Source organism: Peribacillus sp. FW305-BF15, from assembly GCF_058783805.1.
Genome location: NZ_JBYSYV010000005.1, coordinates 48,770 through 75,477, shown reverse-complemented (window position 1 = coordinate 75,477; position 26,708 = coordinate 48,770). Strand labels below are relative to the sequence as shown.

Annotated in this window: 22 protein-coding genes and 1 pseudogene; 14 read left to right on the top strand and 9 right to left on the bottom strand. The window is 42.5% G+C overall.

Translation table 11 applies throughout. The features are described from left to right. The first annotated feature begins 106 nt into the window (after window positions 1-106). Window positions 107-1,300: an MFS transporter gene (locus tag AC3WLU_RS06600; RefSeq protein ID WP_492597018.1), complete on the top strand. Its 1,194-nt coding sequence runs from the start codon at window positions 107-109 to the stop codon at window positions 1,298-1,300. Window positions 1,301-1,399: 99 nt separating this feature from the next. Continuing rightward, a complete protein-coding gene (locus AC3WLU_RS06595) occupies window positions 1,400-1,729 on the top strand; it encodes a hypothetical protein (protein ID WP_034310337.1) in 330 nt (109 codons plus the stop codon). Window positions 1,730-1,838: 109 nt separating this feature from the next. On the opposite strand, the gene AC3WLU_RS06590 is transcribed toward AC3WLU_RS06595, so the two are convergent. Then, the gene (locus AC3WLU_RS06590) at window positions 1,839-1,982 is read right to left on the bottom strand and encodes a hypothetical protein (RefSeq protein ID WP_158226130.1); all 144 of its coding nucleotides are present in this window, start codon (window positions 1,980-1,982) and stop codon (window positions 1,839-1,841) included. A gap of 144 nt (window positions 1,983-2,126) precedes the next feature. On the opposite strand from AC3WLU_RS06590, the gene AC3WLU_RS06585 reads away from it, so the two are divergent. From AC3WLU_RS06585 to AC3WLU_RS06575, 3 genes are all read left to right on the top strand, one after another. Beyond that, window positions 2,127-2,990, top strand: coding sequence for an STAS domain-containing protein (locus AC3WLU_RS06585; protein WP_492597017.1), 864 nt, complete (start codon window positions 2,127-2,129; stop codon window positions 2,988-2,990). Window positions 2,991-3,170: 180 nt separating this feature from the next. Then, complete coding sequence (locus tag AC3WLU_RS06580) at window positions 3,171-3,608, top strand: hypothetical protein (RefSeq protein WP_413004781.1); 438 nt, start codon at window positions 3,171-3,173, stop codon at window positions 3,606-3,608. A 263-nt stretch (window positions 3,609-3,871) separates the two neighbouring features. Next, window positions 3,872-6,241 carry a penicillin acylase family protein gene (locus tag AC3WLU_RS06575; protein ID WP_492597016.1) on the top strand — a complete coding sequence of 790 codons (2,370 nt, stop codon included), beginning with the start codon at window positions 3,872-3,874 and terminating at the stop codon, window positions 6,239-6,241. 52 nt (window positions 6,242-6,293) lie between these two features. Here AC3WLU_RS06575 and AC3WLU_RS06570 read toward each other — a convergent pair whose 3' ends face one another. Continuing rightward, window positions 6,294-6,512, bottom strand: a complete 219-nt coding sequence (locus AC3WLU_RS06570; protein ID WP_048678007.1) for a hypothetical protein — start codon at window positions 6,510-6,512, stop codon at window positions 6,294-6,296. Then, entirely contained in the window at window positions 6,505-7,128 is a 624-nt protein-coding gene (locus AC3WLU_RS06565; protein WP_063574794.1) for a sigma-70 family RNA polymerase sigma factor, read from the bottom strand. The genes AC3WLU_RS06570 and AC3WLU_RS06565 overlap by 8 nt, the downstream gene beginning before the upstream one ends. 156 nt (window positions 7,129-7,284) lie before the next feature. Here AC3WLU_RS06565 and AC3WLU_RS06560 point away from each other — a divergent pair, with 156 nt between their 5' ends. From AC3WLU_RS06560 to AC3WLU_RS06545, 4 genes are all read left to right on the top strand, one after another. Next, window positions 7,285-7,449, top strand: coding sequence for a YvrJ family protein (locus tag AC3WLU_RS06560; RefSeq protein ID WP_081088496.1), 165 nt, complete (start codon window positions 7,285-7,287; stop codon window positions 7,447-7,449). 401 nt (window positions 7,450-7,850) lie between these two features. Continuing rightward, window positions 7,851-8,678, top strand: coding sequence for a GNAT family N-acetyltransferase (locus AC3WLU_RS06555; RefSeq protein ID WP_492597015.1), 828 nt, complete (start codon window positions 7,851-7,853; stop codon window positions 8,676-8,678). 41 nt (window positions 8,679-8,719) lie between these two features. Further along, window positions 8,720-9,178 carry a DinB family protein gene (locus tag AC3WLU_RS06550; RefSeq protein ID WP_492597014.1) on the top strand — a complete coding sequence of 153 codons (459 nt, stop codon included), beginning with the start codon at window positions 8,720-8,722 and terminating at the stop codon, window positions 9,176-9,178. Between the two features lie 315 nt (window positions 9,179-9,493). Beyond that, window positions 9,494-13,312 carry a bifunctional 2',3'-cyclic-nucleotide 2'-phosphodiesterase/3'-nucleotidase gene (locus AC3WLU_RS06545; RefSeq protein ID WP_492597013.1) on the top strand — a complete coding sequence of 1,273 codons (3,819 nt, stop codon included), beginning with the start codon at window positions 9,494-9,496 and terminating at the stop codon, window positions 13,310-13,312. A gap of 149 nt (window positions 13,313-13,461) precedes the next feature. Here the strand turns inward: AC3WLU_RS06545 and AC3WLU_RS06540 are convergent, their stop codons facing one another. After that, window positions 13,462-13,602 (bottom strand): tryptophan-rich sensory protein, encoded by a 141-nt coding sequence (locus tag AC3WLU_RS06540; protein WP_268591467.1) that lies wholly within the window; start codon window positions 13,600-13,602, stop codon window positions 13,462-13,464. A gap of 302 nt (window positions 13,603-13,904) precedes the next feature. Here AC3WLU_RS06540 and AC3WLU_RS06535 point away from each other — a divergent pair, with 302 nt between their 5' ends. Next, window positions 13,905-14,768, top strand: a complete 864-nt coding sequence (locus AC3WLU_RS06535; RefSeq protein ID WP_492597012.1) for a DUF4349 domain-containing protein — start codon at window positions 13,905-13,907, stop codon at window positions 14,766-14,768. Window positions 14,769-14,814: 46 nt separating this feature from the next. On the opposite strand, the gene AC3WLU_RS06530 is transcribed toward AC3WLU_RS06535, so the two are convergent. The 4 genes from AC3WLU_RS06530 to AC3WLU_RS06515 form a co-directional block, all read right to left on the bottom strand. Continuing rightward, a complete protein-coding gene (locus AC3WLU_RS06530; RefSeq protein WP_057278004.1) occupies window positions 14,815-16,182 on the bottom strand; it encodes an amino acid permease in 1,368 nt (455 codons plus the stop codon). Between the two features lie 265 nt (window positions 16,183-16,447). Then, entirely contained in the window at window positions 16,448-16,606 is a 159-nt protein-coding gene (locus tag AC3WLU_RS06525; protein WP_156500228.1) for a hypothetical protein, read from the bottom strand. 199 nt (window positions 16,607-16,805) lie between these two features. Further along, complete coding sequence (locus tag AC3WLU_RS06520; RefSeq protein ID WP_034310369.1) at window positions 16,806-17,153, bottom strand: phage holin family protein; 348 nt, start codon at window positions 17,151-17,153, stop codon at window positions 16,806-16,808. Between the two features lie 872 nt (window positions 17,154-18,025). Beyond that, window positions 18,026-18,916 (bottom strand): TetR/AcrR family transcriptional regulator, encoded by an 891-nt coding sequence (locus AC3WLU_RS06515; protein WP_492597011.1) that lies wholly within the window; start codon window positions 18,914-18,916, stop codon window positions 18,026-18,028. 619 nt (window positions 18,917-19,535) lie between these two features. Here AC3WLU_RS06515 and katA point away from each other — a divergent pair. The 3 genes and pseudogenes from katA (at window position 19,536) to AC3WLU_RS06500 (ending at window position 23,975) form a co-directional block, all read left to right on the top strand. Beyond that, window positions 19,536-20,990 carry a catalase KatA gene (katA, locus tag AC3WLU_RS06510; RefSeq protein WP_440439562.1) on the top strand — a complete coding sequence of 485 codons (1,455 nt, stop codon included), beginning with the start codon at window positions 19,536-19,538 and terminating at the stop codon, window positions 20,988-20,990. Between the two features lie 197 nt (window positions 20,991-21,187). Next, window positions 21,188-22,720 carry a glycosyltransferase gene (locus tag AC3WLU_RS06505; RefSeq protein WP_492597010.1) on the top strand — a complete coding sequence of 511 codons (1,533 nt, stop codon included), beginning with the start codon at window positions 21,188-21,190 and terminating at the stop codon, window positions 22,718-22,720. Window positions 22,721-22,780: 60 nt separating this feature from the next. Further along, window positions 22,781-23,975: pseudogene (locus AC3WLU_RS06500) on the top strand (M14 family metallopeptidase). 440 nt (window positions 23,976-24,415) lie between these two features. Here the strand turns inward: AC3WLU_RS06500 and AC3WLU_RS06495 are convergent. Then, the gene (locus AC3WLU_RS06495) at window positions 24,416-24,742 is read right to left on the bottom strand and encodes a hypothetical protein (protein WP_241636476.1); all 327 of its coding nucleotides are present in this window, start codon (window positions 24,740-24,742) and stop codon (window positions 24,416-24,418) included. Window positions 24,743-25,017: 275 nt separating this feature from the next. Here AC3WLU_RS06495 and purT point away from each other — a divergent pair, with 275 nt between their 5' ends. Next, window positions 25,018-26,178, top strand: a complete 1,161-nt coding sequence (gene purT / locus AC3WLU_RS06490) for a phosphoribosylglycinamide formyltransferase 2 (protein ID WP_106027105.1) — start codon at window positions 25,018-25,020, stop codon at window positions 26,176-26,178. Window positions 26,179-26,708: the final 530 nt, after the last annotated feature.

Sequence of the window (26,708 nt, the reverse complement as noted above, 5' to 3'; positions counted from 1 at the left end):
AGTTCTGGAATGAAATTTTCCCGTTGGATAGAGTGGTGAAATAGACAACTCGGGAAGTTCGTATTAACATAGGGGGAAAGTTAAATAGTGAAGGGTCTGAACAAAAGTGAATTATATCGAGCCTGCTGGTAAATCATTCAGGAAAACGATCTTGGCTTTATTTCTCGGTAGCTTTGTAACGTTTGCGGATCTGTATAGTACCCAACCGGTCATTCCGGTTTTCGCAAAGCAATTTGGAGTCTCTCCTGCAATGGCAAGCCTTACATTATCTTTCGCGACTGGAACGCTCGCACTCTGTTTATTGCTTGTTTCTTTTTTCTCAGAAAATATCGATAGGAAAAAAATAATGGGGACGGCGCTCACTCTGTCTGCATTGTTATCCATATGTGTCAGCTTCATCCAGGATGATCTATACATCCTGATCGCAATTCGGGCGATTCAAGGAGCGGTGCTTGCAGGTTTCCCGGCCATTGCGATGGCCTATATCAATGAAGAATTTCATCCGAAAAGCCTTGGCTATGTGATGGGGATCTATGTGAGCGGCTCGAGTATCGGCGGATTGGCTGGCAGGCTGATTGTCGGGGTGCTGACCGACCATTTCTCATGGAACATAGCGATTGGAAGCCTTGGAGCTTTAAGTTTGATCATCAGTCTGGCTTTTTGGTGGATGCTACCGCCTTCGCAGCATTCTGTCCGCGTACGGGTCTCATTATCGAGAATCAAAACCTCCCTTATCAATACCTTAAGGAATAACAGACTAGTACTCTTATTCGGCATGGCCTTCCTATTAATGGGCTCGTTCGTTACCGTTTATAACTTTGTGGGTATACCTTTAATGGGACCGCCATATCATTTATCACAGACATTGATTGGCTTCATATTCATAATCTATCTTGTGGGGACGTTTAGTTCAACATGGATGGGGAAGCTTGCCGATCAATATGGTCGGAGTGTTGTACTTCTTATCGGAATCGCAATCATGCTGATGGGCGCCCTGTTAACTTTATTGGACCCGCTTTTGCTGAAAATAATGGGGCTTGCCCTGTTTACATTTGGCTTTTTTGGAGCTCATTCCATTGCGAGCAGCTGGGTCGGCAGTTTGGCAGATAAGAGTGAAAAGGCACAAGCATCCGCATTATATCTCCTGTTTTACTATGCAGGATCAAGTATAGTTGGGGCATCAGGCGGTTTATTCCTGATGAAGTTCGGCTGGGGAGGGGTCATCTCGGCTGTATCCATTCTGATCCTCCTTGCTGCCGCTTGTGCGATGATGGTGGAAAAAGTGAAAATCGTTAAATAAAATGATCTTTTCTATCATGTTTTTCCGGAATCCTGAATATAATCTAGTGAAAATGGATATTGAATAATAGATTGATAAGAGAAGAGGGTATTAGATAGAGTGAAACGAAAAGCAGTAATTCTCATTGGGTTAATAGCCGTTTTAATTATATTATTCGTTGTATACTTAACAAGTCCGGGCAGATTGCATAAGGTGCAGATTGTTGAAAAATACTATCCGCATTTCTCCGATGGCAAGGCAGTCGGTTTTAAGACGAACGAAGTCATTGATGTGACGGAAACCGAAGAGGGATCCAATTGCGCAATGAAATTCGACAATGGGAAAACGTTTGAAATTGATTGTGACCGTTATTTAACATACAAAATTGATGAAACAGTCTATATTACTACTGAAGGGAACCATGTGGAAGAGATCCGGAGAAAAAGGTAGTGGCTTTTCGATTTTTAATGACGAAAGAGCTGGGCTTGCCTAATAAACAACTCAGCTCTTTTATTTTTATCCCATTCAAAAAACCCAGGCCAATTTGGACTGGGCTTTTTCATTTTTTATCTTTGCCTTTACTTTTATCCTTTTTATTACGCCGAAGTACATCCAAGATTCTGCGGCTGTTATTTTTACTGTTTATGAGCTCGACTAAATCGCTCATGTTTTCAGATTCGAAGTCTTGTTGATCTTTTTTCATGTTCATCCCTCCAAGTCATACATCATAATACCCTTATCAAGAAAAGGGTAAACGTCTATTAGCATATTGGTAATAGAAGGATTTTATATCCTTACCCCTCGATTATTGCTAAAATATGATAAAAGCCCTGTATGGGAGGTCCATATGGAAGAATTAAGAATGATTGGCGAAAAAATTGAAAAATTTAAATATATCCTAGTGGAGCATATCGAGTTGTTTGAAGAAGAGGAACCGCTCTATGATTTAGAAACCGGTAAAGAGGTTCGGTCAAAACTTATTCAAATTCATGCAGATGCCTTGATTCATGGAAAGGCACAAGCGATGGAAAGCATGAAGATAACGGGTATGGAAATAGGTAAGCGCATCGTGGATATGGGCATTTCTTTAGATAAGAATATTGAGGAAGCTCAAGCGATACGTAACCTTTTCTGGAGTTTCATTGAAGAAGAGGTGAGCAACCGATATTACTCCATTGAAATTCTGTTGAAGGCAAGCTCGATAATTGATGTAATCCTGGACCAGTTCATACACTGTGTGAGTATCAGTTACGTGAATCATTATAAAGAAATGGCGAAAATGGCAAACGATTCTTTGCAGAAGATAAAGGAAAACCAAGAAGTCATGGAAGAATTGTCCACGCCGATTGTTCAGACCGTATTAAAGGATGTGCTGCTCTTACCGTTGATCGGACGCATTGACGATTGGAGAATGGAGTCGATGCAATCGACGGTGCTGCAAAAATGTGCAGATCTGCATGCGGAAGTATTGATCATGGATTTCTCGGGAATTACCTTTACGAAGGAAAGCAATATGCTCTCCCTGCTGGATCAATTAGTGGGGGCATTGGCCTTGATGGGAACGGAAACGATGTTTGTCGGTTTTACCCCTGATGTCGTAAAAGAGATCGTCAAACTTGATCTTGCAAATCAGGTAAAAGCCTTTCTATCGTTCAGGCAGGCCCTGGAATATCTGTTTAATCAAAGAGGGCTGGCTCTTCAGCCAGTATGATGGAGGTATCCTTTTTTTAGGGTATCTTTTTTTCTATGTCAGGCTAACATTCCTGCTGCTCCCATATTTAATCGCCCATCGATATTTCTCCATGTTATAGTGAAGTGACGTGGACGGACATGTTGTTTTTAATTTAAATTAAATAGGACATGTAAAGCGTATAAGGAAGGTGGTTGAATAGTGTTTTTCAAGAAAAATGAAGAACCTGAACATTACGAAAAATGGTATTGTGTAGGAATCATGACGGATAATGGGCTGGAGGATGAAGAATATGATGTTTTATCCAAACGCATCCTCGACTCAGTCCAAAATGTCTCGGTCATATCGGACTTGGTAAGGGTGGAATGGGATCGGGACAAATTGCGAGCCTTGAAAGAACGTTTTGGGGACCCCTCATTTTCCGACCCATGGTTTATCATTAATGAATTCATACCAGAGGATATAAAAAAGGAAAGAAAACTTCTGGAGAAGACTCATAAATGGAAGAGGATCTTTGGTCTCCTTTCCTCGATTGAATATATGGAAGCCGAGACGAAGGCGGCCCATGACTTTGATAAAGCCCTCTTTTATACAGACGATGCAGATAAAGTGATTGAATACATTATTGCAAATAGCTAGCATTCCCTGCCACATCGATACATTGTATCGGTGTTTTTGCATTTGATTTACTGTTTATCGGAGTAATTTCACGGTGAAAATTCGACCTTGAGCGAGTTGATTCGACCTTGTGTGTAATAATTCGACGTTGCTCGGAATAATCCGTACTTGCACCTTGAAATAAAAAGAGAGAATGTGGGGAGGGTGGTAGGAAAGCTGGAGTTAAACGCGGAATATCTTAAATAGAAAGAAAGAGAGTTTTAAGGGGAGAGGAAGATGAATCGATGGAAGTTGCCGTACCTCAGCAAAAGCCAAAACGGAAGTGGAGAAAGCGGGCGCTATGGAGTTTTGGAATCCTGATCATACTTTTGCTGTCTGTCTTGATTGCCGCAAATGTATTCCTTTCAAGAGCCTTGCCGGAAACGAAGGGGGAAATATCGCTTCCAGGTCTTTTGAAACCGGTTACGGTGGTGAGGGATTCAAGTGGGGTCCCGCATATCAACGCAGCGAGTGAACATGATTTGTATTTAGCCCAAGGATATATCCAAGCACAGGACCGTTTATTTCAAATGGATTTAAGCAGGCGTCAGGCGTCAGGTAGATTAAGTGAAGTGATTGGTGAGAAAACCGTCAAAAATGATAAGTATTTCCGCACACTTGGTTTGAGGCGGGCGGCCGAAGCCTCTTATGCTGCATATTCAAGTGACGGAAAAGAAGCCTTGGATATGTTTGCCGAGGGGGTAAATCTTTATATCGATGAATTGAAGGAGAATGGAAAATGGCCGGCGGAGTTCACTCTGCTTGGATACGAACCGGAGCCTTGGACACCGGTCGATTCGCTGACCATAGGTAAATATATGGCCTTTGATTTAGGCGGGAACTGGGAAGATCAGGCGTTTAGGCAGTATTTGCTGCAAACGTTCCCCAAGGAAAAGGCATATGATTTATTTCCCGATTATCCAAAGAACGCTCCATATATCATCAGCAAGGAAGAACTGGATATTGAAAAAAGTTTTGCAGGGGCCGTTATTCCTTATGAATTCAACGGCAGCAATAACTGGGTCGTTTCAGGCAAGAAAACGCAATCCGGTCAGCCGTTATTGGCGGATGATCCCCATTTGGGTTTGGCTACACCGTCGGTTTGGTATCAAATGCATTTGGAGGCCCCGTCAGTCAATGTGAGCGGTGTTATTTTTGCCGGGATTCCGGGAATCATACTAGGTCATAACGAAAAGGTCGCTTGGGGTGTGACCAATACCGGTCCGGATGTTCAGGATCTGTATATTGAGAGGAGAAACCCGGAAAATGAGAAAGAATTCTCCTACAAAGGTAAATGGGAAAAAGCTGAAATCCTGGACGAACCCATCAAGGTGAAGGATGGGAAAACACTTGACTATCAAGTGACGGTTACCCGCCATGGACCCGTTGTCTCCGAGTTTGCCGGGAAAAGCGGAAAAGATACCGTGCTTGCCTTAAGGTGGACGGCACTTGATCCATCGGCCGAGCTTGAAGCGGTACTGAATATGAATAAGGCGGGAAGCTGGAAAGAATTCGAAAAGGCCCTCTTGAAATTCGAAACGCCGGCACAGAATTTCGTCTTTGCCTCAGCCGATGGGACCATTGCATACAAGGCGAATGGGAAAATCCCAATCCGGAAAAAAGGTGATAGTATGCTGCCTGTACCTGGCTGGACGGATGAATTTGAGTGGAAAGGCTATATTCCCTTTGATGAACTTCCAAAAACGGTGAATCCAAAAGAGGGATTCATTTCGACAGCGAATAATAAAGTCATCTCGGATGATTACCCTTACCATATCAGCAATAACTGGGCACAGCCATACCGCCAGATGAGGATACAGGAGTTTTTAAAGGCGAATAAAAAGCTTACGGCCGAGAATATGCAAAGCCTGCAGATGGATAAAGTGAATTTGCAAGCTAAGGAGTTTGTTCCTCGATTCGTGGAGGTATTGAAAGGTCCATCTGGGAAACAGGAAGCCCAGGCACTGACGATTCTGATGAAATGGAATCATATCGATTCAGCTGATGAAGCGGCACCGATGATTTTTAATGTCTGGATGCGAAATATAGGGGATGTTCTGCTTAAAGAAGAAGTACCGGAAGAAACCCTCAACCTTTTTAATGGAAGGCGTTCGGCGGTTGATGAACTGCTAAGGCGGGCACTGGACGGTAAGCCGGGCCCTTGGATTGAAGATGCAGGCGGACTTGAGCAGGTGCTTGCCAAGTCGTTACAGGTGACGTTAACGGAACTGGAAGAATCACAAGGTGACGATATAGCTGATTGGGAATGGGGAGACTATCACCAGGTCAGGTTTAACCACCCGTTATCAAGTGTCGCCCCGTTACATTATTTATTTAACGGCGGCGGCGGCATTCCGGTAGGCGGCAGCAGTGTCACCGTACAGGCTGCGGCATTTTTAGATGATGGAACCGTTAATCACGGTGGCTCCTGGCGATTCGTCATCGACCTAGCCGACATGAAACAAGGATATCACCTTGTTGGACCGGGTCAATCAGGTAACGTTAAAAGTGAGTGGTATCACGATCAGCTTGATGATTGGGCAGAGGGTACTTATCACAAAACCACGATGGACGATCCAAAAGGGGATAAGCTGATATTGAAACCATCAAACTGAAATTCAAAAAAAAGTACCAAGTCCAGCAGCTTTCTCTGGACTTGGTACTTTTTCATTGTTTTTGCTTAGTCAGGAATTCTGCAAGGAACTCCTCAAAATTAGGGGCTTCGATTGCTGCGATTTTTTCATATGATTCAATGATCTTGAGTTTAATTTCTTGCTCCAGATCATTCCGATCTTGATAGTTCGTATTTTTTAATGATTTTTTTATTTTAGGATTCAAAGAGTCGATCAGGTCCAACAATTCTTCTTTTGACAGTTTTTTATCCACAATGGCTTTTCTCCTTTCTAACATATACCTCATCCATATAGTGCTTTCGAAGTTTTTTAAGAGCTTGTTTACGGATGCTTGAGATATTCTGTGGCGACTCCTGGAAATAGGCAGCGATTTCCTTGTTGGATAGGCCGTAGGAAAAGATCATGGTCAGCACCAGGCTTTGTTTGGCTGTTAACTTCTTCAAGGCTTTTGCCATCTCTTCATCACTTATGTGTGAAGCGAGTTCATTCGATTCCCCCATCTTTTCAAGTTGAACATCCAAGGTGCCGATTCGATCAATCAATCCGCCAGTATCCCTTGGTGTCGCATCAAGTACCATTCGATAGCGTTCCCGCTGCTTCCGTGCCCTTTTATCAAAATCAACAGAGAAAAAGTAAATTAAGGAGCACATGTATTTGTATACTTTAGCCCGGTAGTAGAAAATTTTGAAAGTCTCGTTGAGATGATCAATGTTGTGGGAAGAAGGGGAATCAAGAGTTTCAGTGAAAATCTTTAAATGCTCTGGGTTCTGTAAGAATAATTGAATGATCGGTTGTGCAAAGAAAGATGAGTACTGTTGCTGCAGAAACTCCAATGAATGAGAAAAAAAATGAGAAGTTAATTGGTTCATTGTTATCCCTCCTTTTATTAATAAAGTGATGGACAAGGGGAATAAATCAATTATATAGGAACATTCGTTCTTTTTTCCATAAATCAATAGTGCTAGATTGATTTTTTTTGACAAGTTTCACTTTAGATATCAGATACAAGAAAAGGGGTGAAGAGGATGATGATTGAGGATGCTACTATGTGGGTTTCATTAGTTAGCGAATTTGGCTATCCATTCGTCGTTTCTATGTTTTTGCTCTTCCGCTTCGGTAAACAATTAAAAGAACTGACAACGGACGTAGAGAACTTAAAAAAGTCCGCTCATAAAACGAAAAAACGATAACCTCAGGACGTAAGTGCCGGATGGTAAACACCGAATTTCGGATTCTATACTAAAAAGGGTCCGGAATTCGGGTATAAAGAAATGGGTACTAACTGATTCAAGCTTTTGTTAAATCCCTCCCTTAACCTAAAATAAAATAATAATAAACCATTATTTGGAATATAGCACAAAATAGGTAAAAAATAATCGTCATTTGGAATCATTTTACTGCTATAATTCATCCGTCAATGGAATTAGATAGGAAATCCTCCCCTCGTAGGATTTTAGTTTTATGGATTAAAGTGAAAATACTTTTAAAAAAACAACATTCATCAATAAACTTCTGAATAGTTTGCGGCACCCAAGTAAAAGGGTGCTGCTTTTCTTATTTTTTGGTAATAAACTGATAATATGGAAAAGGGGTGGCAAAATTGAAAAGTGAACAGCTGGAAGATATTCGGATCCTGCAGCAAGAATGTGAACGGGAAGGTTATACGTTAAAACTGAATTGGGAAACGCTTCGCAGTCGAAATGGTGTTCATAAGAATGCTTTTCTCCACTATGATGGATTGAAGCTTGTTGGTTTTCTTGGTCTTTACGATTTTGGAAACAAAGCGGAGATGTGCGGGATGGTGCACCCCGACTACCGGAGGCAAGGCATTTTTACTAAGCTGCTGGAAGAGGCGATAAGGAGTGCCGTGGAGCGCAACTATAAGGTGATTCTCTTGAACTCACCTGCTCAATCACATTCTGGGACAGAATTTTTGAAACAGCTCCCATGTGAGTTTGCTTTTTCAGAGTTTCAAATGAAGTGGTCCGAAACGGAGCTTGATGATTATGATGATGCAGTCGTTCGCCCTTCACGGAGAGATGATGAGGAAACGGAAATTCAGCTGGATATTCAATGTTTCCGATTTACGGAACGAGAGGCGAAGGATTATTATCGGCGCATCCTATATGAGGATACTCTGAAAACCATGATGATTGAAAAGGGCGGCCGCGCAGTCGGTAAGATCCGTGTTGATCACTCAGGCAGGGAAGCGTGGATTTATGGATTTTCCATTTTGCCAAAATACCAGGGAAAAGGACTTGGAAGAAAGGCATTGAAAAAGGTTGTAGCCGAACAATGCCAGCTGGGATATGATATTTTTCTCGAGGTCGAGGCGACTAATGAGCATGCGTTAAGACTCTATGAATCTTGTGGCTTCAAAACGATTCAAAGACAGGATTATTATCAATACAAAGGCTGAAGGGAATTTGACGACAAAGAGTGTTAGGGGGGATGGGAAGGATGTTGACATTATTCTATTATAACTGGCAGGTGAGAAGGGAATGGTTCAAGTGGTGCCGATCCTTACCGAATGAGGAGCTGAAACGGCAGCGTACGGGAGGGATGGGCAATATATTGCGGACACTTGCCCATATTATCGATGTCGAATGCAGCTGGATCAGGGCCATACAAGGGAGGCCTGATGTCGCAATCGATTTGGACGCTTATAATACGATCGGAAAAGTGGAAGATTTATCTAACCAATATCACTCAGAGATCATGGACTATTTGAACTCGGATGCAATTGAAGAAGAGAATGGAATGGTTCAGCCATCTTGGATGAAGGGGACATATGAAAAAGGCAGGATATTGCGCCATCTCATAGCGCACGAAATTCACCATATAGGCCAGCTGTCCATCTGGTCGAGGGAGATGGGCATCGAACCGGTATCCGCCAGTTTAATAGATCGGGATTTATAGGTTTGCCGTTTCAAAGGGTTTCCCTGAAAAAAGAGCGTAAGGAACATATTTGAAAACCATACGATGTTAGCAGGCTGGTTCATTTTCATGGGCCAGCTTTCTCTATCAGGGGAGATTCTCCCTAAGGATACAAAGGGTTTCTATGATGATTTATATACATGATTGAAGGTATATCGAGCTAGGCGCTCTGGATGGAAATGAGCAAAAAGTACCATTTATTCAAAATTCATAATATTACGGTAAGTTTTGGCGATAATTCGACAGAATCATGATATATTATTCTAGCATTTTACAAAACTAGAAGGGTTGTGAAGTATGTCGTACAAGTTGCAAGTTAAGAAGATGCTCGCACCGATTCTTGCTGTGAGTTTAATTACAGCGCCATTTACCGTACCGGGGGAGGCATCCGCCAAAGAGTCTAAAAAGAAACCGGCCACGACTGAACCATTTATCATTTCAGCTCCTACTGTTCATTACTCAAAAGGCACCAAAGCGACTGTAACGGTCACACCGAAAAAGGGGAACAAAGGAAATGAAACCGTTGTCTTTCAATTAATGAATGGGACGAAGGTCATTTCACAATCAGCCGTTGAGGCGGATATTAAATCGGCCCAAAAGTTCTCGGCGTACTTCAACTCGTACAAATCGGGTTATTGGGTTAACGTATCGGTTGTCTCCAATTATAACGGCCATACGAGTGACTTCGGCAAAAGCCTGGCAGCCTCCGTTTCGGATGCACCATTTGAACTAAGGGTCATGGAAACGACTGATATACACACCAATCTGGTGAGCTATGATTATTATAAGGATGCCATATCGGACTCCGTCGGCTTTTCCCGCACCGCATCTTTAATCAAACAGGCTCGAAAAGAAGTGAAAAATAGCGTTTTAGTGGATAACGGCGACCTTATTCAAGGGACTCCCCTTGGTACGTACAAAGCGAAAATAGCGCCTCTGAAAAAGGGTGAAGTCCATCCCGTTTATAAAGCGATGAACTTGCTTGATTATGATGTGGCCACATTCGGCAATCATGAATTCAATTATGGTTTATCTTATTTGGACGAGGCCATCAACGATGCGAACTTCCCTTACGTCAATGCCAATGTTTATAAAAAGGATAAAGACAATAATCCAAAGAATGATAAAAATAAATATGCTCCTTATAAAATCGTCACGAAGAAAGTGAAGGACATCAGTGGAAAGGAAAAAACAGTAAAAATAGGATACATTGGATTTGCCCCTCCGCAAATCATGGATTGGGATAAAGCGAATCTAGACGGTAAGGTCATGACAAAGGAAATCGTCACGACCGCAAAAAAATATGTACCTGAAATGAAGAAAAAAGGCGCGGATGTCATCGTGGCCCTCACACATTCCGGGTTTAATGGCGATACCAAGAATACCGAGGATGTCATCTATTCATTAAGCAAGGTATCCGGCATCGATGCCATCACGTTCTCCCACACGCATAAAGTCTTCCCGGCACAAGATGAGGCTTCTTTAGACAGCCTATTCAAAGATAGCCAAGGAAAGGTTCTTGAAGGCGTGGATAATAAAAAGGGTACCATCAATGGTGTACCAGCCGTTCAAGCAGGATATGGCGGCAGTCATCTCGGGATCATCGATCTTGATATCCAAAATATCAAGGGAAAATGGAAAGTCGTCAATTCCGATTCATCAACACGGGCAATCAACGACAAAATAACAGGAAAAAAAGCGGCTGAAGATGCAGCTGTCGTCAAAGCCGTGAAGAAGGATCACGAAGGAACGATCAAGTATGTTAACACGCCAATCGGAACGACTACAGCTCCAATTCATAGTTATTTCGCCCTTGTGCAAGACGATCCTTCCGTACAGGTCGTGACGAGCGCACAGAAATGGTATGTAGAAAAATACATTCAAAGCAACCGCCCTGAATACAAAGACTTGCCCATCCTCTCTGTAGGAGCACCATTCAAAGCGGGTCGCAATGGCGTAGAGGAATTCACGGAAATCAAGGAAGGCGGACTGACCATCCGCAGCGCCGGTGATTTATATTTATACGATAATACCTTAAAGGCAATCAAGATCAAAGGGTCAGTGGTTAAAGAGTGGCTTGAGATGTCTGCCGGGAAATATAATACGATCGATCCTGCCAAGTCTGAGGAACAGGAGCTGCTTAATGGAAAGTTCGCCGTTTATAATTTTGATGTAATTGACGGTGTCACGTACCAAATCGATGTCACCAAGGCTCCGCGCTATGATGAAAAAGGGATAAAAGTGTCGGATTCAAGCAGGATTGCAGATTTGAAATATAATGGTGAACCAGTGGACCCGAATCAAGATTTCATCGTCGTGACGAATAATTACCGTGCTTCGGGCGGGGGGAACTTCCCGGGAGTCAAGGGCAGCGAATATGTGGTTGACTCTGCGGATGAAAATCGCCAAATCTTGATGGATTACATCACACAAGAGGGTGAGATCAATCCAACCGCTGATAATAACTGGTCGATAGCCCCGATTTCAGGCAAGGTGAACGTTACTTTCACCTCATCGCCAAAAGGTGCGGAATATTTAAAGGAAGACAGCCCGATTTCCTATACAGGAAAAAAGGATGATAAAGGCTTTGGCATTTACAAATACAATTTGGGAAAAGAAAACGTTAAGGTGCAACTGCTCGGGATCAATGATCTTCACGGCCAGCTTGATACCACCTCCGATTTTGGCGGCATCAAACAAGGGCGTGCCGATTATTTAGCCGCGCACTTGAAGCAGCGTAAAGCCGAAAACCCTGAAAATACACTTTTACTTTCGGCAGGGGATGCCGTTGGGGCAAGTGCACCCGTTTCTTCTTTGATCCAGGATAAACCGACGCTTCAGTTTTTGAATGATATGAAATTCGATGTCGGAACTGTCGGGAACCATGAGTTCGACAAAGGGGTAGAAACCTTGATGGCTCAAATCAATGGCGGAAAGTCGCCAACATCCGATGTGGTATTCGATAAATTGAACTTTCCATATGTAGTGGCCAATGTCGTATATAAAGACACGAAAAAACCGATTTTGGACCCTTACGTCATAAAAAATGTCGGCGGGGTTGATATTGGGTTCATAGGTGTAGTCACGAATGCAACACCTCAAAAAGTAAGTCCGGATGGCATTAAGAATGTGGAATTCATAGAACAGGCACCTGCCGTAAATAAGGCGGTTAGTGAGTTGAAAGGTAAAGGCGTCAAATCGATCGTGATCATCTCACATGACCCAGGCACGGAAAAGGAAGGGGTCATCACAGGCGAAGTGGCTGATCTTGCCAATGCCGTGGATGATGAAGTGGATGTGATCTTAGCCGGAGATAATCATGCAAAGGTCAATAACTATGTCGATAATAAATTGATCGTACAAGCTTACTCTTATGGAACGGCTTTTGAAGATGTGGATTTGGAAATCGATCCAAGCACAAAGGATATTGTCAAAAAGTCAGCTGAGATTGTTACGGTTACACAAGATGGCATCACACCGGATGCCGGGACGACGAAATTCATCAACGACTACCTGGACATGTTCCCCGAGCTGAAAGCTCCGCTTGGGACAACGGACGAGAAAATTTTAAGAACCAATGCCTATACGCAGGAAACGGGCCTTGGAAATTTAATTGCCGATTCAATGAAGGCCGATTTGAACTCCGATTTTGCCTTCATGAATCCAGGCGGAATCCGTGCAGATATTCCAAAGGGGGAAGTCACTTTTTCCGATTTAGCGAAAATCCAGCCGTTCGGAAACGTATTGGTTAAGCTGGAACTGACTGGAGCGGAAGTGAAAACGCTGCTTCAACAGCAATGGGTAGTGGAAGGATCTCCGAAAACTTTGCAAATTTCTGGACTGAGCTATACAGCCGACTTCAGTAAACCTGTCACGGAGCGTGTCACCTTATTGAAGAAAGCGGACGGAACACCGATCAAGGATACTGAAACATACACGGTGGCCGTCAATGATTTCATGGCAAGCGGCGGTGATAACTATACCGTCCTGAAAGGAAAAGAGCGTGTGTTTGGACATGCAGACCTGGAAGCATTCGTTAACTATGTGAAAGAGACCTTTAAAGGCGGAAAGATCACGGCAGGAATTGAAGGCAGAATTACGAATATCAATAATTAGTTAAGGTTTACTCGTAAAAATAGCACATTTACTCGTGAGTTTAGCGGGTTTACTCGTGAAAATTGGGCAATTACTCGTGAGTTTTCAACTTTTACTCGTGAAACTCTAAAGGGAGCGCTCCTTAATAGAAGGGGCGCTCTTTTTTGTGATTAATAGTTTCTGAAAATGGAAAAGTTCAATCTAAATAGCAAGGTGACCCATGCTATATAGGGAATCATTGCTAAACCTGATGTACGGTCTATTTTATAAAACTCGAATGCCGTCAATGTTATCAAGGTCAGCAGTCCCATAATCGTATAAAGGCTGGTCCAAGCAACGGGGAAAGTCCAGGAAGGAGGAGCAAAGCAGGTTTCTTGAGTTTGTCATAAATTTCTTTTGAATTCCTTGTGGCGAATATCCCTACAAGTGATCTTCTGAGGACAGGTACCAATACACTTTTAGCCAATTTTCCGTAGTTCATAATGCAATCCGTTTCTTTCTTCATTTCTTATACCTTTACTTTCGCACCTGAAAATAAAACATCCCCTTTAATCAAGAAGTGTAACTTTCTTCCAATTTTTACGTCGGTACTATTAAGAAAGGGGGAATACCGATGAACCGTAAAACAATGATGCTAATGTTCAGTTTGTTCCTTTTACTTGCTGGATGCAGCAGTAACGATAAAGATGATTCAGCATCGGAATCACAGGGTGAAAAGGCGGAAAGTAAAATGGACGCTTCCATTTCCGGGAATAAGGTGCAGGAAGAAGCAGCGGAAAAGGAAGGGATGACGGATGAAAGAAAGGTCATCCATCAGGCCCAGCTTGAGTTGAAGGTGAAGAACCTTGAAAAGGCACAAATGAAGATTGAGAATAAGGCGGCAGGATATGGCGGATATGTTGTTGAGTCCAATGTATACAGGGAAGATGAAGAACTGGTGGAAGGAACGATCACTGTTCGGGTCCCTGAAGCCCATTTTCAGGATTTTCTAACCGATAGCGAGGGCGAGGCTTCAGAAGTGGTCGGAAGGAATGTGACAGGACAGGATGTAACGGAGCAATATGTGGATTTAAAAGCAAGATTGAAGTCAAAGAGGGCAGTGGAGGAAAGGTTACTTGCATTCATGAAGGATGCTGAGAAGACGGAAGATTTGCTGAAAATATCATCCGATCTTGCCGTGGTGCAAGAAGAAATAGAGCAGCTGACCGGGCAAATGAAGTATCTTGAAAACCAGACCTCATATTCGACGGTCACCAACACGTTATCACAGGACAGGATAATTGTGCCGGGCATTGATAATAAGGAATTGAATACATGGGAGAGGACAAAGAAACAACTTGCAACGAGTGCGAATCTATTACTTAAAGCGGGTTCAGGAATCATTGTTTTTATAATCGGAAACTTGCCGATCCTCATTATTTTAGGCGGAGCTGGTGCGGTGGTCCATTGGGTGATCAAAAGAAGGGGTAAAAGGTGAAGGAATGAAATAGAGGGTGCCAATTAGATTGGGCACCCTCTGGCATTTATCTTTTCCGTTTATGCAAGCCGGTCACATAATACAGGACTACCAACAGTAAGATCCAAATCGGACCAACGATTAGAGCGATTCTTGTATCTGCTGAAAAACCGAGTACGATCATTACGAATACTAAAAAGGCTAAAGTGAAATAAGAAGTCAATGGGAAAAGAGGCATCTTGTAAGATAAGCCTTGTTTTTCTCCCTGACTCATTTTTCGTCTAGACATAATCTGTGTGACAAGTATCGTTCCCCATGTCCAGAGGGCGCCGAATGTAGCGACACTTGTGACGTAAGTGAAAACTTTATCGGCTTCCATGTAGTTAAGGTAAACGCCGAAAAGAAGTACGATAGCCGAAACGATAATGGCAACGCCAGGAACGCCTGACTTTGTTGTACGTTCGAAACTTTTTGGTGATTCACCTTGCTGTGCCAGGTTGAATAACATTCTTCCTGTACTGAAGATCCCGCTGTTACAAGATGAAAGGGCTGCTGTCAGTACGACAAACTGAATGATTCCTGCTGCGCCTGGTATACCGATTTTATCAAACATCATAACGAATGGGCTGTTTTCTCCATTCATTTCATCCCATGGAGTGATTGATAAAATGACCGTCAGAGCTAAAACGTAAAAAAGTAAAATCCGATAAAAAACGGTATCGATGGCTCTTTTTAAAGATTTTTCAGGGTTTTTAACTTCACCTGCGGTTACACCGAGCATTTCAATTCCCAAATAGGCGAACATGACCATTTGGAACGAGAGGATGACTCCAGAAATCCCATTAGGGAAAAATCCGCCATTTTCAACAAGGTTGCCGAAACCGACCGCGATTCCGCCGTTCCCCAAACCAAAGATGATCATTCCGAAGCCAAGGACAATCATCAGGATGATCGTTACGATTTTAATGAGGGCGAACCAAAACTCCAATTCACCGTAAGCTTTTACAGCAAGAAAGTTAATCGTTGTCATGATGGCAAGTGCGGCTAACGCCCAAGCCCATTGCGGAGTATCAGGGAACCAAAATTGCATGTAGATTCCGACTGCCGTAATTTCAGCCATACAGGTGGCGATCCAAACGAACCAGTAATTCCATCCGGTAATATATCCGGCAAGAGGACCGACAAATTCGCTTGCGTAGCGGCTGAAGGAGCCTGCGACTGGATTTTTTATTGCCATTTCACCTAGTGCACGCATGATAAGATAGATCATAAGTCCGCCAATGGCATAAGAAATGATGATTGCTGGACCGGCTAATTTAATCGCAGATGCCGAGCCGAGAAATAAACCGACTCCAATGGCTGCGCCAAGAGACATTAATGCGATATGTCTTTCTTCCAAACCTCTATGTAGTTGAGATTCTTTGGAGTTTTGCATAATTTTCCCCTTTTCTATGTTGGAGTTTAATTTTCTCTATCTAGCATTTTATCACTAGTAGAGGAGAATACATATTATTTATTGATTTTTCACATAATATTACAACTAAATAATATATTTTAATAGGATGAATGTAAAGCAAAAAATGAAAACGCTTACCACGGGAGTGACCCCATGTTTTTTCTCGTATAATAATTATTCGAAACTATTTATAATGCTATATAAACAAAATATAATTATGTGATTTTTCAAAAAATTTAGACATTTAAAAGTGAAAAAGCTGTCCCAAAGATAAGGAACAGCTTGGTTTAGTTTCATCATTGCCAGCCGTTGCTAGTGATGGAGTAATGAAAAGAGAGGGAATAAAGAAAGCGAGCGCGAGTAATATGGACTGGGCAAATCTTGATTCATGTTTTGTGAACATGTGATTCCTCCAAATTCTATACATACCCATTTCCAGAGAAATTGGCATGTATATGTAAAGTTATGGATATTAGCCGCTTTTTCCTTCTGGATTATCAAAAATGAGAGAAAACAGCTAGTGATGCTTAGCGGAATTTAGTGAAATAGCCCGGGAAATATCGAAGGCTGTCATGGAAATGACACGAAAAACCGTCAGCATGCTACTGACGGTTTTTTTTACTCTGTTTTATAAGAAGACTTTGAATGAAACTCAATAACAATGATCCGATTAAAGCCCCCCAAAAAGAATCTATTACAAAGCCACTGACAATATAGGAAGTGATTTGGAATGTGAAGGCATTGATAATGAAAGAAAACAACCCGAACGTCAGGATGGTGATTGGCAATGTGATAAGTTGGAGGATGGGTCTAACCAGCAAGTTCATGATCGATAATATAAAAACCGCCAGCAAGGCAGTTCCGTAAGATTTGATCGTGATGGAGTCGAGAAGCCAGTCAATAACGAGCAATACCAGCCCGTTGATAAGAAAACGCATGATTATGTTCATGAAAAACTCCTCCTGAAGACACTTTCTACAAGTCATTATACTAAAATTTAATGAGTTTCAGTTATATGTTTGCAGAATTGTCACAAAAAAAAGAGGATACGATATGCATTCCCAGAATGGAATAGACGCTTTTTATTTAAAATGTCCGTCGATTTCAGAAATCCGCTCCCTTTCCGCGGACTGTCTGCCAAACCTCCTCGGCTAAGCGCCTGTGGCGTCTCGGCTAGCCAGTATTTCGGCAGGAGTGTCGCAATTTTCTTCCATCCAATGAGGATTACAGGTGAAAAAAACTTAAAGGATAAACTAGTTTTAAACTTGGTTCCGAATAGATATCTGCCTGCAGTTTTTATTTTAAAAAACATTTCGGTTGATTGGAACGGAAGGTACGAGACTCCTGCGGGAAAAGCGTGGCCAAGGGAGACCCCGCAGGCGACGCCGAGGAGGCTCCCGCCCGCCCGCGGAAAGCGAGTGCCTGTAGTGGAAATCAACTAACGTTCCCATTTACAAACCCACAAAAAAAAGACTGCCGGCAAACAAATATTATCTAGCTTGAATCAAAAGGGTTCTATCTAAATAAAACAAAGTTGATTGGAACGGAAGGTACGAGACTCCTGCGGGAAAAGCGCGTCACGGGAGACCCCACAGGCGCTTGCGCGAGGAGGCTCCCGGACCGCCCGCGGAAAGGGAGCGCCTGTAGTGGAAATCAACGTTTCTTTTTACAAACGTTTCAGCTAGTTTTCTTCAATCCGTTGCGGATTTTATAAAACAGTAAAAAACCATGAAGGATAACTTGGTTTTTTATAAAATTATGGTTGGTGATAAGGCCATTCCGAACCCTATTTGTCTACAAAATGGGATTCATTAGGTTCTCTTTAGTTGTTGGCAATGATCTTTTCGAATTCACTTAATTCCAAAGTGTTTTTTAATTTGGGATTGGTGTTTAAGGAAAGAAGGGCACTTTCAATAAGAAAGGTTCGCGGTTCAACGTTTTGTAATAATTCCTCTTGGATAAAGTGAATCAATTTTAAGTTTTTAACCCGTTCCGCTTCATCATCTTGGCAAAGCCTCAAGATCATCTTTTTTAGGTCATTTGCAGAGTGCAGGAGTGCTGTATTAAAATCTTGCTGGTTATGGAAGCACTCAGGCAGCCATTGCTTGATGAGATCGGGTTCCAAAAGCTGTGCATTTGACTTGCTGACATCTTCGAAAATCGATTTAATCCTATCCACACAATAACGGATAATTTCAGTAGGGTTGAACTCGGGCTCTTTAGCCAAGGCATTAAAATGAATCGTTTGATGCATCATTCCCGAGTAAAGAATGGCACAGTCCAAAATATAAGGTTTTTTATCAGCACCGAAAATATCCAGAAACCGTTTTGATAACCAATGGATATGCTGGAATTTAGCATGTGTTATGAAGTTCTTAAGTTCGTTATCATTTGAAATCATTACTTCTTCATATAAGAAAAAGATTTTGTTGTTTTTGTTTGAGTGCATTTGTAATTCTGATTGTTTGATGAATATTTCAATATCTGCAAGGTTTTGCCCAATCAGCAATTCATTCCGCTCTTTTTCGAATTTTTCTTGCGAAGTTAGGAAGACTGCCTTAAGCAATTCGCTTTTAGAAGAAAAATAGTTGTAAAATGTTCCTTTTGAAATGCCGCTATAATCTAAAATATCCTGAATGGAAGTTGCTTGGTAACCCTTTTCAATAAATAATTGGTGCGCATATTTAACTACCATTTGTTTGCGCTCATTCATATATATCACCCTTACTCTTATTGGACGGTCATTTTAACGTAATAGTATCTTATTTTCTATATGAACACAAACCAGTATGTTTATAAATTCCCTAGCAAAATAAGGGGGATGGCCTTTTGTTTCAGCTGATTCAGGAAGGGCTCTGTTGAAAGATAGGATTCACAAAAACAATGATAAATTCAGTTTCTATGCATCCGGCTATTCGTCATTCTGTAAATAAAGTCTGCAGAAGTGAACAAAGTCACAGGAGAACAATTCGGTTTGTTATAAGATGAATAGAAGGAAAGAGGTAAAGTAGTTCAAAGTATCTATGATTATTCGTCAACCATTCTCGATTGCTATCCCATTGGTAGGGGAAATGATAAAATCACTCGTCATGAAGGAAAATCGCCTATAAGGGTCGTATACCATTATTAGGAATGGAATTATGTGAATAGGCTGTTCCTCCAGCGTTTATACCTTTTACACTATTCATATTATGGATGTGTTTGGTGTTGTATCATCAACGAATGAATAATGAATTGATTATTATATTAAAATTATTATAAATAAGTATTGATTTTTTTCTGAGAAGCTTTATCATTATATACATAAATAATAATGAAAAGGTGGTTCAATTATGTCGAATAAGAAAAACCTTACTACAAGCTGGGGAGCACCAGTTGGAGACAATCAAAACTCTATCACTGCCGGCGAACGCGGCCCTGTGCTCATTCAAGATGTACACTTATTGGAAAAGCTAGCCCACTTCAACCGTGAACGTGTCCCTGAACGTGTGGTTCATGCGAAGGGTGCCGGTGCATACGGCACTTTCGAAGTAACGAACGACCTTTCTCAGTACACGAAAGCTAAACTTTTCAATGGTGTGGGCAAGAAGACAGATCTTTTTATCCGTTTCTCCACAGTTGCAGGTGAATTGGGTTCTGCAGATACAGTCCGTGATCCGCGTGGATTTGCCGTTAAATTCTACACCGAAGAAGGAAACTACGATATTGTCGGAAATAATACGCCAGTATTCTTTATTCGCGATGCGATTAAATTCCCCGACTTCATTCATACACAAAAGAGAGATCCTAAAACACATTTGAAAAATCCTACGGCTGTTTGGGATTTCTGGTCACATTCACCGGAATCTCTGCACCAAGTGACGATCCTGATGTCCGATCGGGGCATTCCTGCTACACTTCGCCATACACATGGTTTCGGTAGCCACACATTTAAATGGGTGAATGCAGAAGGAAAAGGCGTTTGGGTGAAATACCACTTCAAAACAGAACAGGGCATCAAAAACCTAGATGTGGATCTTGCTGCAAAACTAGCAGGGGAAAACCCTGATTACCATACGGAAGATCTTTTCAATGCCATTGAAAAAGGGGACTTCCCTGCCTGGAAATTATATGTTCAAATCATGCCTCTGGAAGATGCGGATACATACCGTTTCGATCCATTCGATGTGACGAAGGTATGGTCTCAAAAGGATTATCCGCTGATTGAGCTTGGCCGTATGGAATTGAACAGAAATCCTGAAAACTACTTTGCTGAAGTAGAGCAAGCCACATTCTCACCGGGAACATTCGTACCGGGAATTGAGGCTTCCCCGGACAAGATGCTTCAAGGGCGTCTATTCGCATACGGAGATGCACACCGTTACCGTGTGGGCTCGAACCATAACCAGCTTCCGGTTAACCGTCCGAAAGTGGAAGCGAACAACTATCAGCGTGATGGCTTCATGCGTGCAGATGACAATGGCAAGGGATCTGTTTATTATGAGCCGAATAGTTTTGGCGGCCCTGCCGAATCAACGGAAAATAAAGTCACTCCTTTCGAGGTGACCGGGAAAGCTGCACAAGTTGGTCATAATAGTGAAGATCACTACACTCAAGCAGGTGACTTATACCGTCTATTGAGTGCCGAAGAGAAAACGCGCCTTGTTGACACGATCGTGGGTGCAATGAAACCTGTGGAATTAGAGGAAATCAAGCTTCGTCAAATCGGTCATTTTTATAAAGCCGATCCGGAATACGGAACGCGCATAGCCGAAGGTTTAGGTTTATCAGTACCGCAGGAAGTGTAATATATGGTTCTCCCAATCTAGTAAATGCAAAAGGCATCCATTCATGAATGGATGCCTTTTTTGTGTACGCAGGACGCCGTTTTTAAATGACATCCGACAAGTTCGTTAAGAATATATAGTTATAAATGTCTTCAGGGGAATTTTTGCAGTCAGATTAATTGGGGGCCAGTTAAGATCAACAGTAAAGGGTGGTATTAATGACCAGTAAAAAGGTTCGGGTGTTAGTGGGCAGTCCAATTTACCAAAAACCACATATTTTACAAAAGTTCCTGCTTTCACTCAAACGGTTGGATGCGGAGGGGAAGGAACTTGCCTATTTCTTCATTGACGACAATGAAGATGAGCGATCAAGCCAGATGCTCGAAGATTTCAGTCAGGAGCAGAACAATGTCAAATTACTGGCATCCAATCAAAGCGATGTTTATGTGTGTAATGGCACTACCCATTACTGGAATGAAAATTTGGTATGGAAGGTCGCGGATTTCAAAAATATGATAATCGAACATGCGATCAAAGAACAATATGATTATTTATTTCTAATCGATTCAGACCTCCTGCTATATCCTCAGACCATCAACCAGCTTATATCTGCAAATAAGGATATCACCTCTAATATCTTCTGGACAAAATGGCAGCCTGATGCCGAAGAGCGGCCTCAAGTATGGTTATATGATGAATATACCCAATGGGAGATATCACGCGGTCAGGCGTTGACGGACTCGGAGATCAACACACGTTATCAATCGTTCATCCGACAGATGCGAACACCTGGTGTTCATAAAGTTGGGGGACTGGGTGCCTGTACACTCATCAGCCAAAAAGCTTTGAAAGCTGGGGTGAATTTTAATAGAATCGAGAATCTGACATTTTGGGGTGAAGACCGGCATTTTTGTATCCGTGCAGCAGCTTTAGGGATTTCGATGTATGTTGATACCCACTTACCCGCTTATCATATATACAGGGATTCGGATTTGGAAGGTGCGATGGAATTTCTTGATCGAACGGATATGGGGGAAGGTTCAAAGGTAGCATCACATCCTAAATTAACGCTGAGCATGGTCATGAAAAATGAAAGCGAGCGCTATCTAAGGAAGGTTTTAGAGGAAATTCGTGATTATATTGATGAAGCCGTGATTATTGATGACGGCAGCACGGACAATTCCGCAGAGGTTTGTTTAGAGGTATTGAAAGGGATACCCGTGCGTATCATCAGGAATGACATCTCCAAGTTCTCCAATGAAATTGAACTTCGTAAGATGCAATGGACAGAGACAGTGAAGTCAAATCCCGACTGGATTTTAAATCTTGACGCCGATGAAGTGTTTGAAAATAGGTTCAAAGAGGAAGTCAGGCAGCTGATAAGCGATCAAGAAGTGGATGTATATTGCTTCCGGTTATATGACTTTTGGAATGAAACCCATTACAGGGAGGATGAACACTGGTGCGCTCACCAGTATTACCGGCCGTTCCTGGTCAGATATCGGGAGGGGTTTGAATGCAAATGGAACGATAGGCCGCAGCATTGCGGTAGATTTGCCGAAAATGTCTTTGAATTGCCTCACAAGTTATCCGACATACGATTGAAGCATCTGGGCTGGGTCAAAAAAGAAGATCGGATGGCGAAATTCAAAAGATATCGGGAATTAGACCCTGATGGTACGTATGGAAGTACTGAGCAATATCAAAGCATTCTGGATGAAAAACCCAATTTGATTCGTTTTGAGGAGTGACTTTTGCTTTGGCAATAATTGAATCGAATCTGCATACATTTGGTTAAGAGGAGGTGCAGTATGGACGTTTTTGTGCGGCAAAATGATTCCTTGTGGTATTATAGCCAATTATTCAAGGTGAATTACCAACTTATCATTGATTCCAATAGTGGGATTGATCCACTTGCACTTATGATTGGCCAACAAATCAAAATACCTGGCTTTACGACGACCGGCTATACCATAAAGCAAGGTGATTCGTTATGGGCAATTGCCAGGTCACGCAATCTTTCATTGGATGCCCTATTTTTAGTTAATCCCAATCTCAACCCGAATGCCTTGCAAGTCGGTCAGACAATTTCCGTGCCATTAAGGATTACGTGGAGGCTCATTCAAGGTAATCGGGAATATGCTTATGAGACGATGATGACCGATGGTAGACGTTTGAAAACAATCTATCCATTTATAAAAACCTCCCCCATCGGAGACTCCGTGCTTGAAAGGGATATCCCCGAAGTTCTGATTGGAAATGGCAACAAACGAGTTCACTTATAATGGTTCCTTTCATGCGAATGAGTGGATAACGACGCCTGTGATCATGACCTTTTTAAATGATTATTTACTCGCAATCACGAGTCAGGCTGACATCCGCGGTCTAGATATGTTTCCCTTTTATCAACAGACGATGCTGTCGATCGTCCCAATGGTGAATCCGGACGGAGTGGAGTTGGTTTTGAAAGGACCGCCTGCAGATGAGTCTTTGAGAGGACGGCTCATCGAATGGAATAATGGCAGCGAAGACTTCTCTGGCTGGAAAGCCAATATTAACGGGGTGGATCTGAATGATCAATTTCCCGCCAAATGGGAACTGGAGCAAGCTCGCAATAATGTAACGGAGCCAGGTCCGGCAAATTATCCAGGGGAAGGGCCGCTTACACAGCCAGAGGCCATTGCAATGTCAGAGTTGACAAAAAAACGTGATTTTGGCAAAGTCCTTGCTTTCCACACCCAAGGAGAGGTCATTTATTGGGGGTTTGAAGGTTTGGAACCACCCGAGTCGGAAACGATAGTCAATGAGTTTGCGAGGGTCAGTGGATATGAGCCTGTCTAATCCGCCGGTAGTTACGCAGGGTATAAGGATTGGTACATTCAGGATTGGCGCAGGCCCGGGTTTACCGTGGAGCTGGGCAAAGGAACGAATCCCCTTCCCATATCACAGTTCGATGAGATTTATCAGAAGTCGCTTGGGATTTTATTGGCAGGGTTATATATGTGAAATTTGACCAAATAAAAAAGCTCAACTCCGTTTCCATGGGGTAGAGCTTCTTAGTCTTATAAACTATTAGACTTGAAACGATGAGGGCTGCTGCAAAAAATAAGTAAAGTTATGCTTTACTTATCGATTGCATGATTAAATTGCTTTTTAGCTTGAAATGAACGGACATTTTCCATGCCTCGGTTATATTGCAGCCCCTACCAAAAGGAAATCTAATAGTTTTACGGTAAAGAAGTTAACCTTCCTTAGCGCTAGTATTGGCCCCACCTACGCCATATACTGTGACGGCCACGCATGCCATCCAACCTAATTTCATTATAATAGAAAGCGCTTACATTTTCAAAAATAATCGTATTGCAAATTTCGACATTTGTATAAGTGTCCCTTACCAGTAGGTGGAGAATGGGCATATTACTGATAAGGGCCCTATAAGATTCAGGTTAATTTGCAATGAATTCCTGTAGCTTTTGCCTTAGGCCACCATTGCCGAATTTAATGAACTTTGTCTTTCCGGCTTCCTGTTCCGAGGTAGAAGCGAAATCCAAAAAGGCTAAAAGGTTGATCCGGCGGTGAAGAATATGGACAATGCCGTATTCATAGAACCAATGATCGATCGTGTTGTAAACCCCTTTATTCAGTCGATATTTCTGCTGGCACCAGTGGAAAAATAGCCTGTCAGGAAGATTAAGGTACTCCATATCTTCTAAGCCCCCATTTTTCTTCTCATTCATGACAGGGGAAATGGTCCTTAGCAATTCCTTTTGCATAGTAAACTCCTCCCTCATTGTAAAAACGAAAAAACCCCCTATTCCTGTTGAATAGAGAGCCTCCAGTAGACTAGTCAGCTTATATATATTCCTTATATAAAAGCAGTATAAAGTGTATTAATCCTATTTGTCAAGTTGGTATTTGATAACGGGAAATAAATCTATTCATTTCCTGTTTTCAGTGTGATTTTAAATGAAAATACGAATAAATATTTATGTTTATTCGTTTATAGTTCGTATATAATGTTTTTGAGGAATTAAGGAGGAGAGACTGAATGTATAAATCGAAAAAGATTTTATTATTGGGCTCGGGTGAATTGGGGAAAGAGGTCATACTTGAAGCTCAGCGACTTGGTGTGGAGACCGTTGCTGTAGACCGCTATGAACATGCCCCTGCCATGCAAGTCGCTCATCGCAGTTATGTGATCGATATGCTGGATGCGGAACAACTAAGGGGAGTTGTAGAGAAAGAACAACCCGATTTGATTGTACCGGAAATAGAAGCCATCGCCACATCCGAATTAGTCAAGTTGGAAGAGGAAGGCTTTCAAGTCATTCCGACAGCAAGAGCCGCTAAATTGACGATGGATCGTGAGGGGATCAGGAGGCTGGCTTCTGAAACTCTGGAGATTCCGACAGCAGCCTACAAATTCGCAAACACTTATGAAGAATTTGTCCAAGCTGCCAAGGAAGTTGGGTTTCCCAATGTCGTCAAACCGCTGATGAGTTCTTCAGGTAAAGGGCAAAGTGTGTGCCGCACGGAAGGTGACCTGGAGGATTGCTGGAAAATCGCGATGGAAGGCGGCCGGGTTCAAAATGGACGGGTGATCATTGAAGAATTTATCCGTTTTGATTCGGAAATCACGCTGCTTACTGTCCGGGCCGTAAATGGTACCATGTTTTGTGCTCCAATCGGTCACATTCAGCAGGGCGGGGATTATATTGAATCCTGGCAGCCGCATAATATGACAGAAGCACAAATAATGGAAGCGAAAAGAATTGCCCATGCCATTACGGATGAACTTGGCGGGTACGGATTATTCGGGGTAGAGCTGTTCCTCTCAGGGGATAAAGTTTATTTCAGTGAAGTTTCCCCACGTCCGCACGATACGGGGCTAGTGACATTGGTGACTCAGAATTTGTCCGAGTTTGCCCTTCATATTCGGGCGATTCTAGGATTCCCCATCCCGGAAATCAAGCTGATCAGTCCGGGTGCCAGCCGTCCATTAAAAGCGCAAGATGAGTTATCGGAATATTCAATAGTCGGTGTTGAACAGGCTTTGGCTTTACCTAATACACAAGTGCGTCTTTTCGGAAAACCTGTTACAAAGGCAGGTAGAAGGGTTGCGGTCGCCCTGTCGTCTGCCGATTCCATTGAGGTGGCGAGAGTGAATGCGGCCCGTGCTTTGGAATGTTTAGTTATAGAGAAAGAATAGTGAAAAAAGCGCTCTTTGAATGGAGCGCTTCAGCTTGTCGACAAGAGGGAGCAGATTTCTTAAATCAAATGGAACATGATCTTCACTCCAGGTACTCGCTTTCCGCGGGCGGTCCGGAAGCCTCCTCGGCGCCATTTGCGCCTGTGGGGCCTCCCTTGGACACGTTTTTCCCGCAGGAGTCTCGAACACCCGCTCCAATCAACTGGAATGGTTTTTAAAGTAAAACGTAGGCTGGTCTCATCCCGAACGGTTTAAGAATAGTTTTTACTTCATGATTTTCCTGCCGAATAACTGGCTAGCCGAGACTCAGCTAGATGCTTGCGGCAGACAGTCAGTCGGCGAAAATGCAGATTTTCAAAAAAATGTAACGTTTCTCAAAGATGACTTTGTCTGCTGTCTTACTCTAAAGCATCCTTATTTGGATGCTTTATTTTTTTGGCTCTTTTCGTAAGGATTGTTGTTTTTAAAACGAAACTATTTAAGGTTGATTGGAGCGGAAGTGCGAGACTCCTGCGGGAGCAGCGGGACAG

Bases quoted from the DNA above. Each gene is read 5' to 3' on its own strand.
- AC3WLU_RS06590 (WP_158226130.1), bottom strand. From the start codon at position 1,982: ATGAAAAAAGATCAACAAGACTTCGAATCTGAAAACATGAGCGATTTA.
- AC3WLU_RS06585 (WP_492597017.1), top strand. From the start codon at position 2,127: ATGGAAGAATTAAGAATGATTGGCGAAAAAATTGAAAAATTTAAATAT.
- AC3WLU_RS06575 (WP_492597016.1), top strand. From the start codon at position 3,872: ATGGAAGTTGCCGTACCTCAGCAAAAGCCAAAACGGAAGTGGAGAAAG.
- AC3WLU_RS06565 (WP_063574794.1), bottom strand. From the start codon at position 7,128: ATGAACCAATTAACTTCTCATTTTTTTTCTCATTCATTGGAGTTTCTG.
- AC3WLU_RS06560 (WP_081088496.1), top strand. From the start codon at position 7,285: ATGATGATTGAGGATGCTACTATGTGGGTTTCATTAGTTAGCGAATTT.
- AC3WLU_RS06550 (WP_492597014.1), top strand. From the start codon at position 8,720: ATGTTGACATTATTCTATTATAACTGGCAGGTGAGAAGGGAATGGTTC.
- AC3WLU_RS06545 (WP_492597013.1), top strand. From the start codon at position 9,494: ATGTCGTACAAGTTGCAAGTTAAGAAGATGCTCGCACCGATTCTTGCT.
- AC3WLU_RS06540 (WP_268591467.1), bottom strand. From the start codon at position 13,602: ATGGGACTGCTGACCTTGATAACATTGACGGCATTCGAGTTTTATAAA.
- AC3WLU_RS06535 (WP_492597012.1), top strand. From the start codon at position 13,905: ATGAACCGTAAAACAATGATGCTAATGTTCAGTTTGTTCCTTTTACTT.
- AC3WLU_RS06530 (WP_057278004.1), bottom strand. From the start codon at position 16,182: ATGCAAAACTCCAAAGAATCTCAACTACATAGAGGTTTGGAAGAAAGA.
- AC3WLU_RS06525 (WP_156500228.1), bottom strand. From the start codon at position 16,606: ATGTTCACAAAACATGAATCAAGATTTGCCCAGTCCATATTACTCGCG.
- AC3WLU_RS06520 (WP_034310369.1), bottom strand. From the start codon at position 17,153: ATGAACATAATCATGCGTTTTCTTATCAACGGGCTGGTATTGCTCGTT.
- AC3WLU_RS06515 (WP_492597011.1), bottom strand. From the start codon at position 18,916: ATGAATGAGCGCAAACAAATGGTAGTTAAATATGCGCACCAATTATTT.
- katA (WP_440439562.1), top strand. From the start codon at position 19,536: ATGTCGAATAAGAAAAACCTTACTACAAGCTGGGGAGCACCAGTTGGA.
- AC3WLU_RS06505 (WP_492597010.1), top strand. From the start codon at position 21,188: ATGACCAGTAAAAAGGTTCGGGTGTTAGTGGGCAGTCCAATTTACCAA.
- AC3WLU_RS06495 (WP_241636476.1), bottom strand. From the start codon at position 24,742: ATGCAAAAGGAATTGCTAAGGACCATTTCCCCTGTCATGAATGAGAAG.
- purT (WP_106027105.1), top strand. From the start codon at position 25,018: ATGTATAAATCGAAAAAGATTTTATTATTGGGCTCGGGTGAATTGGGG.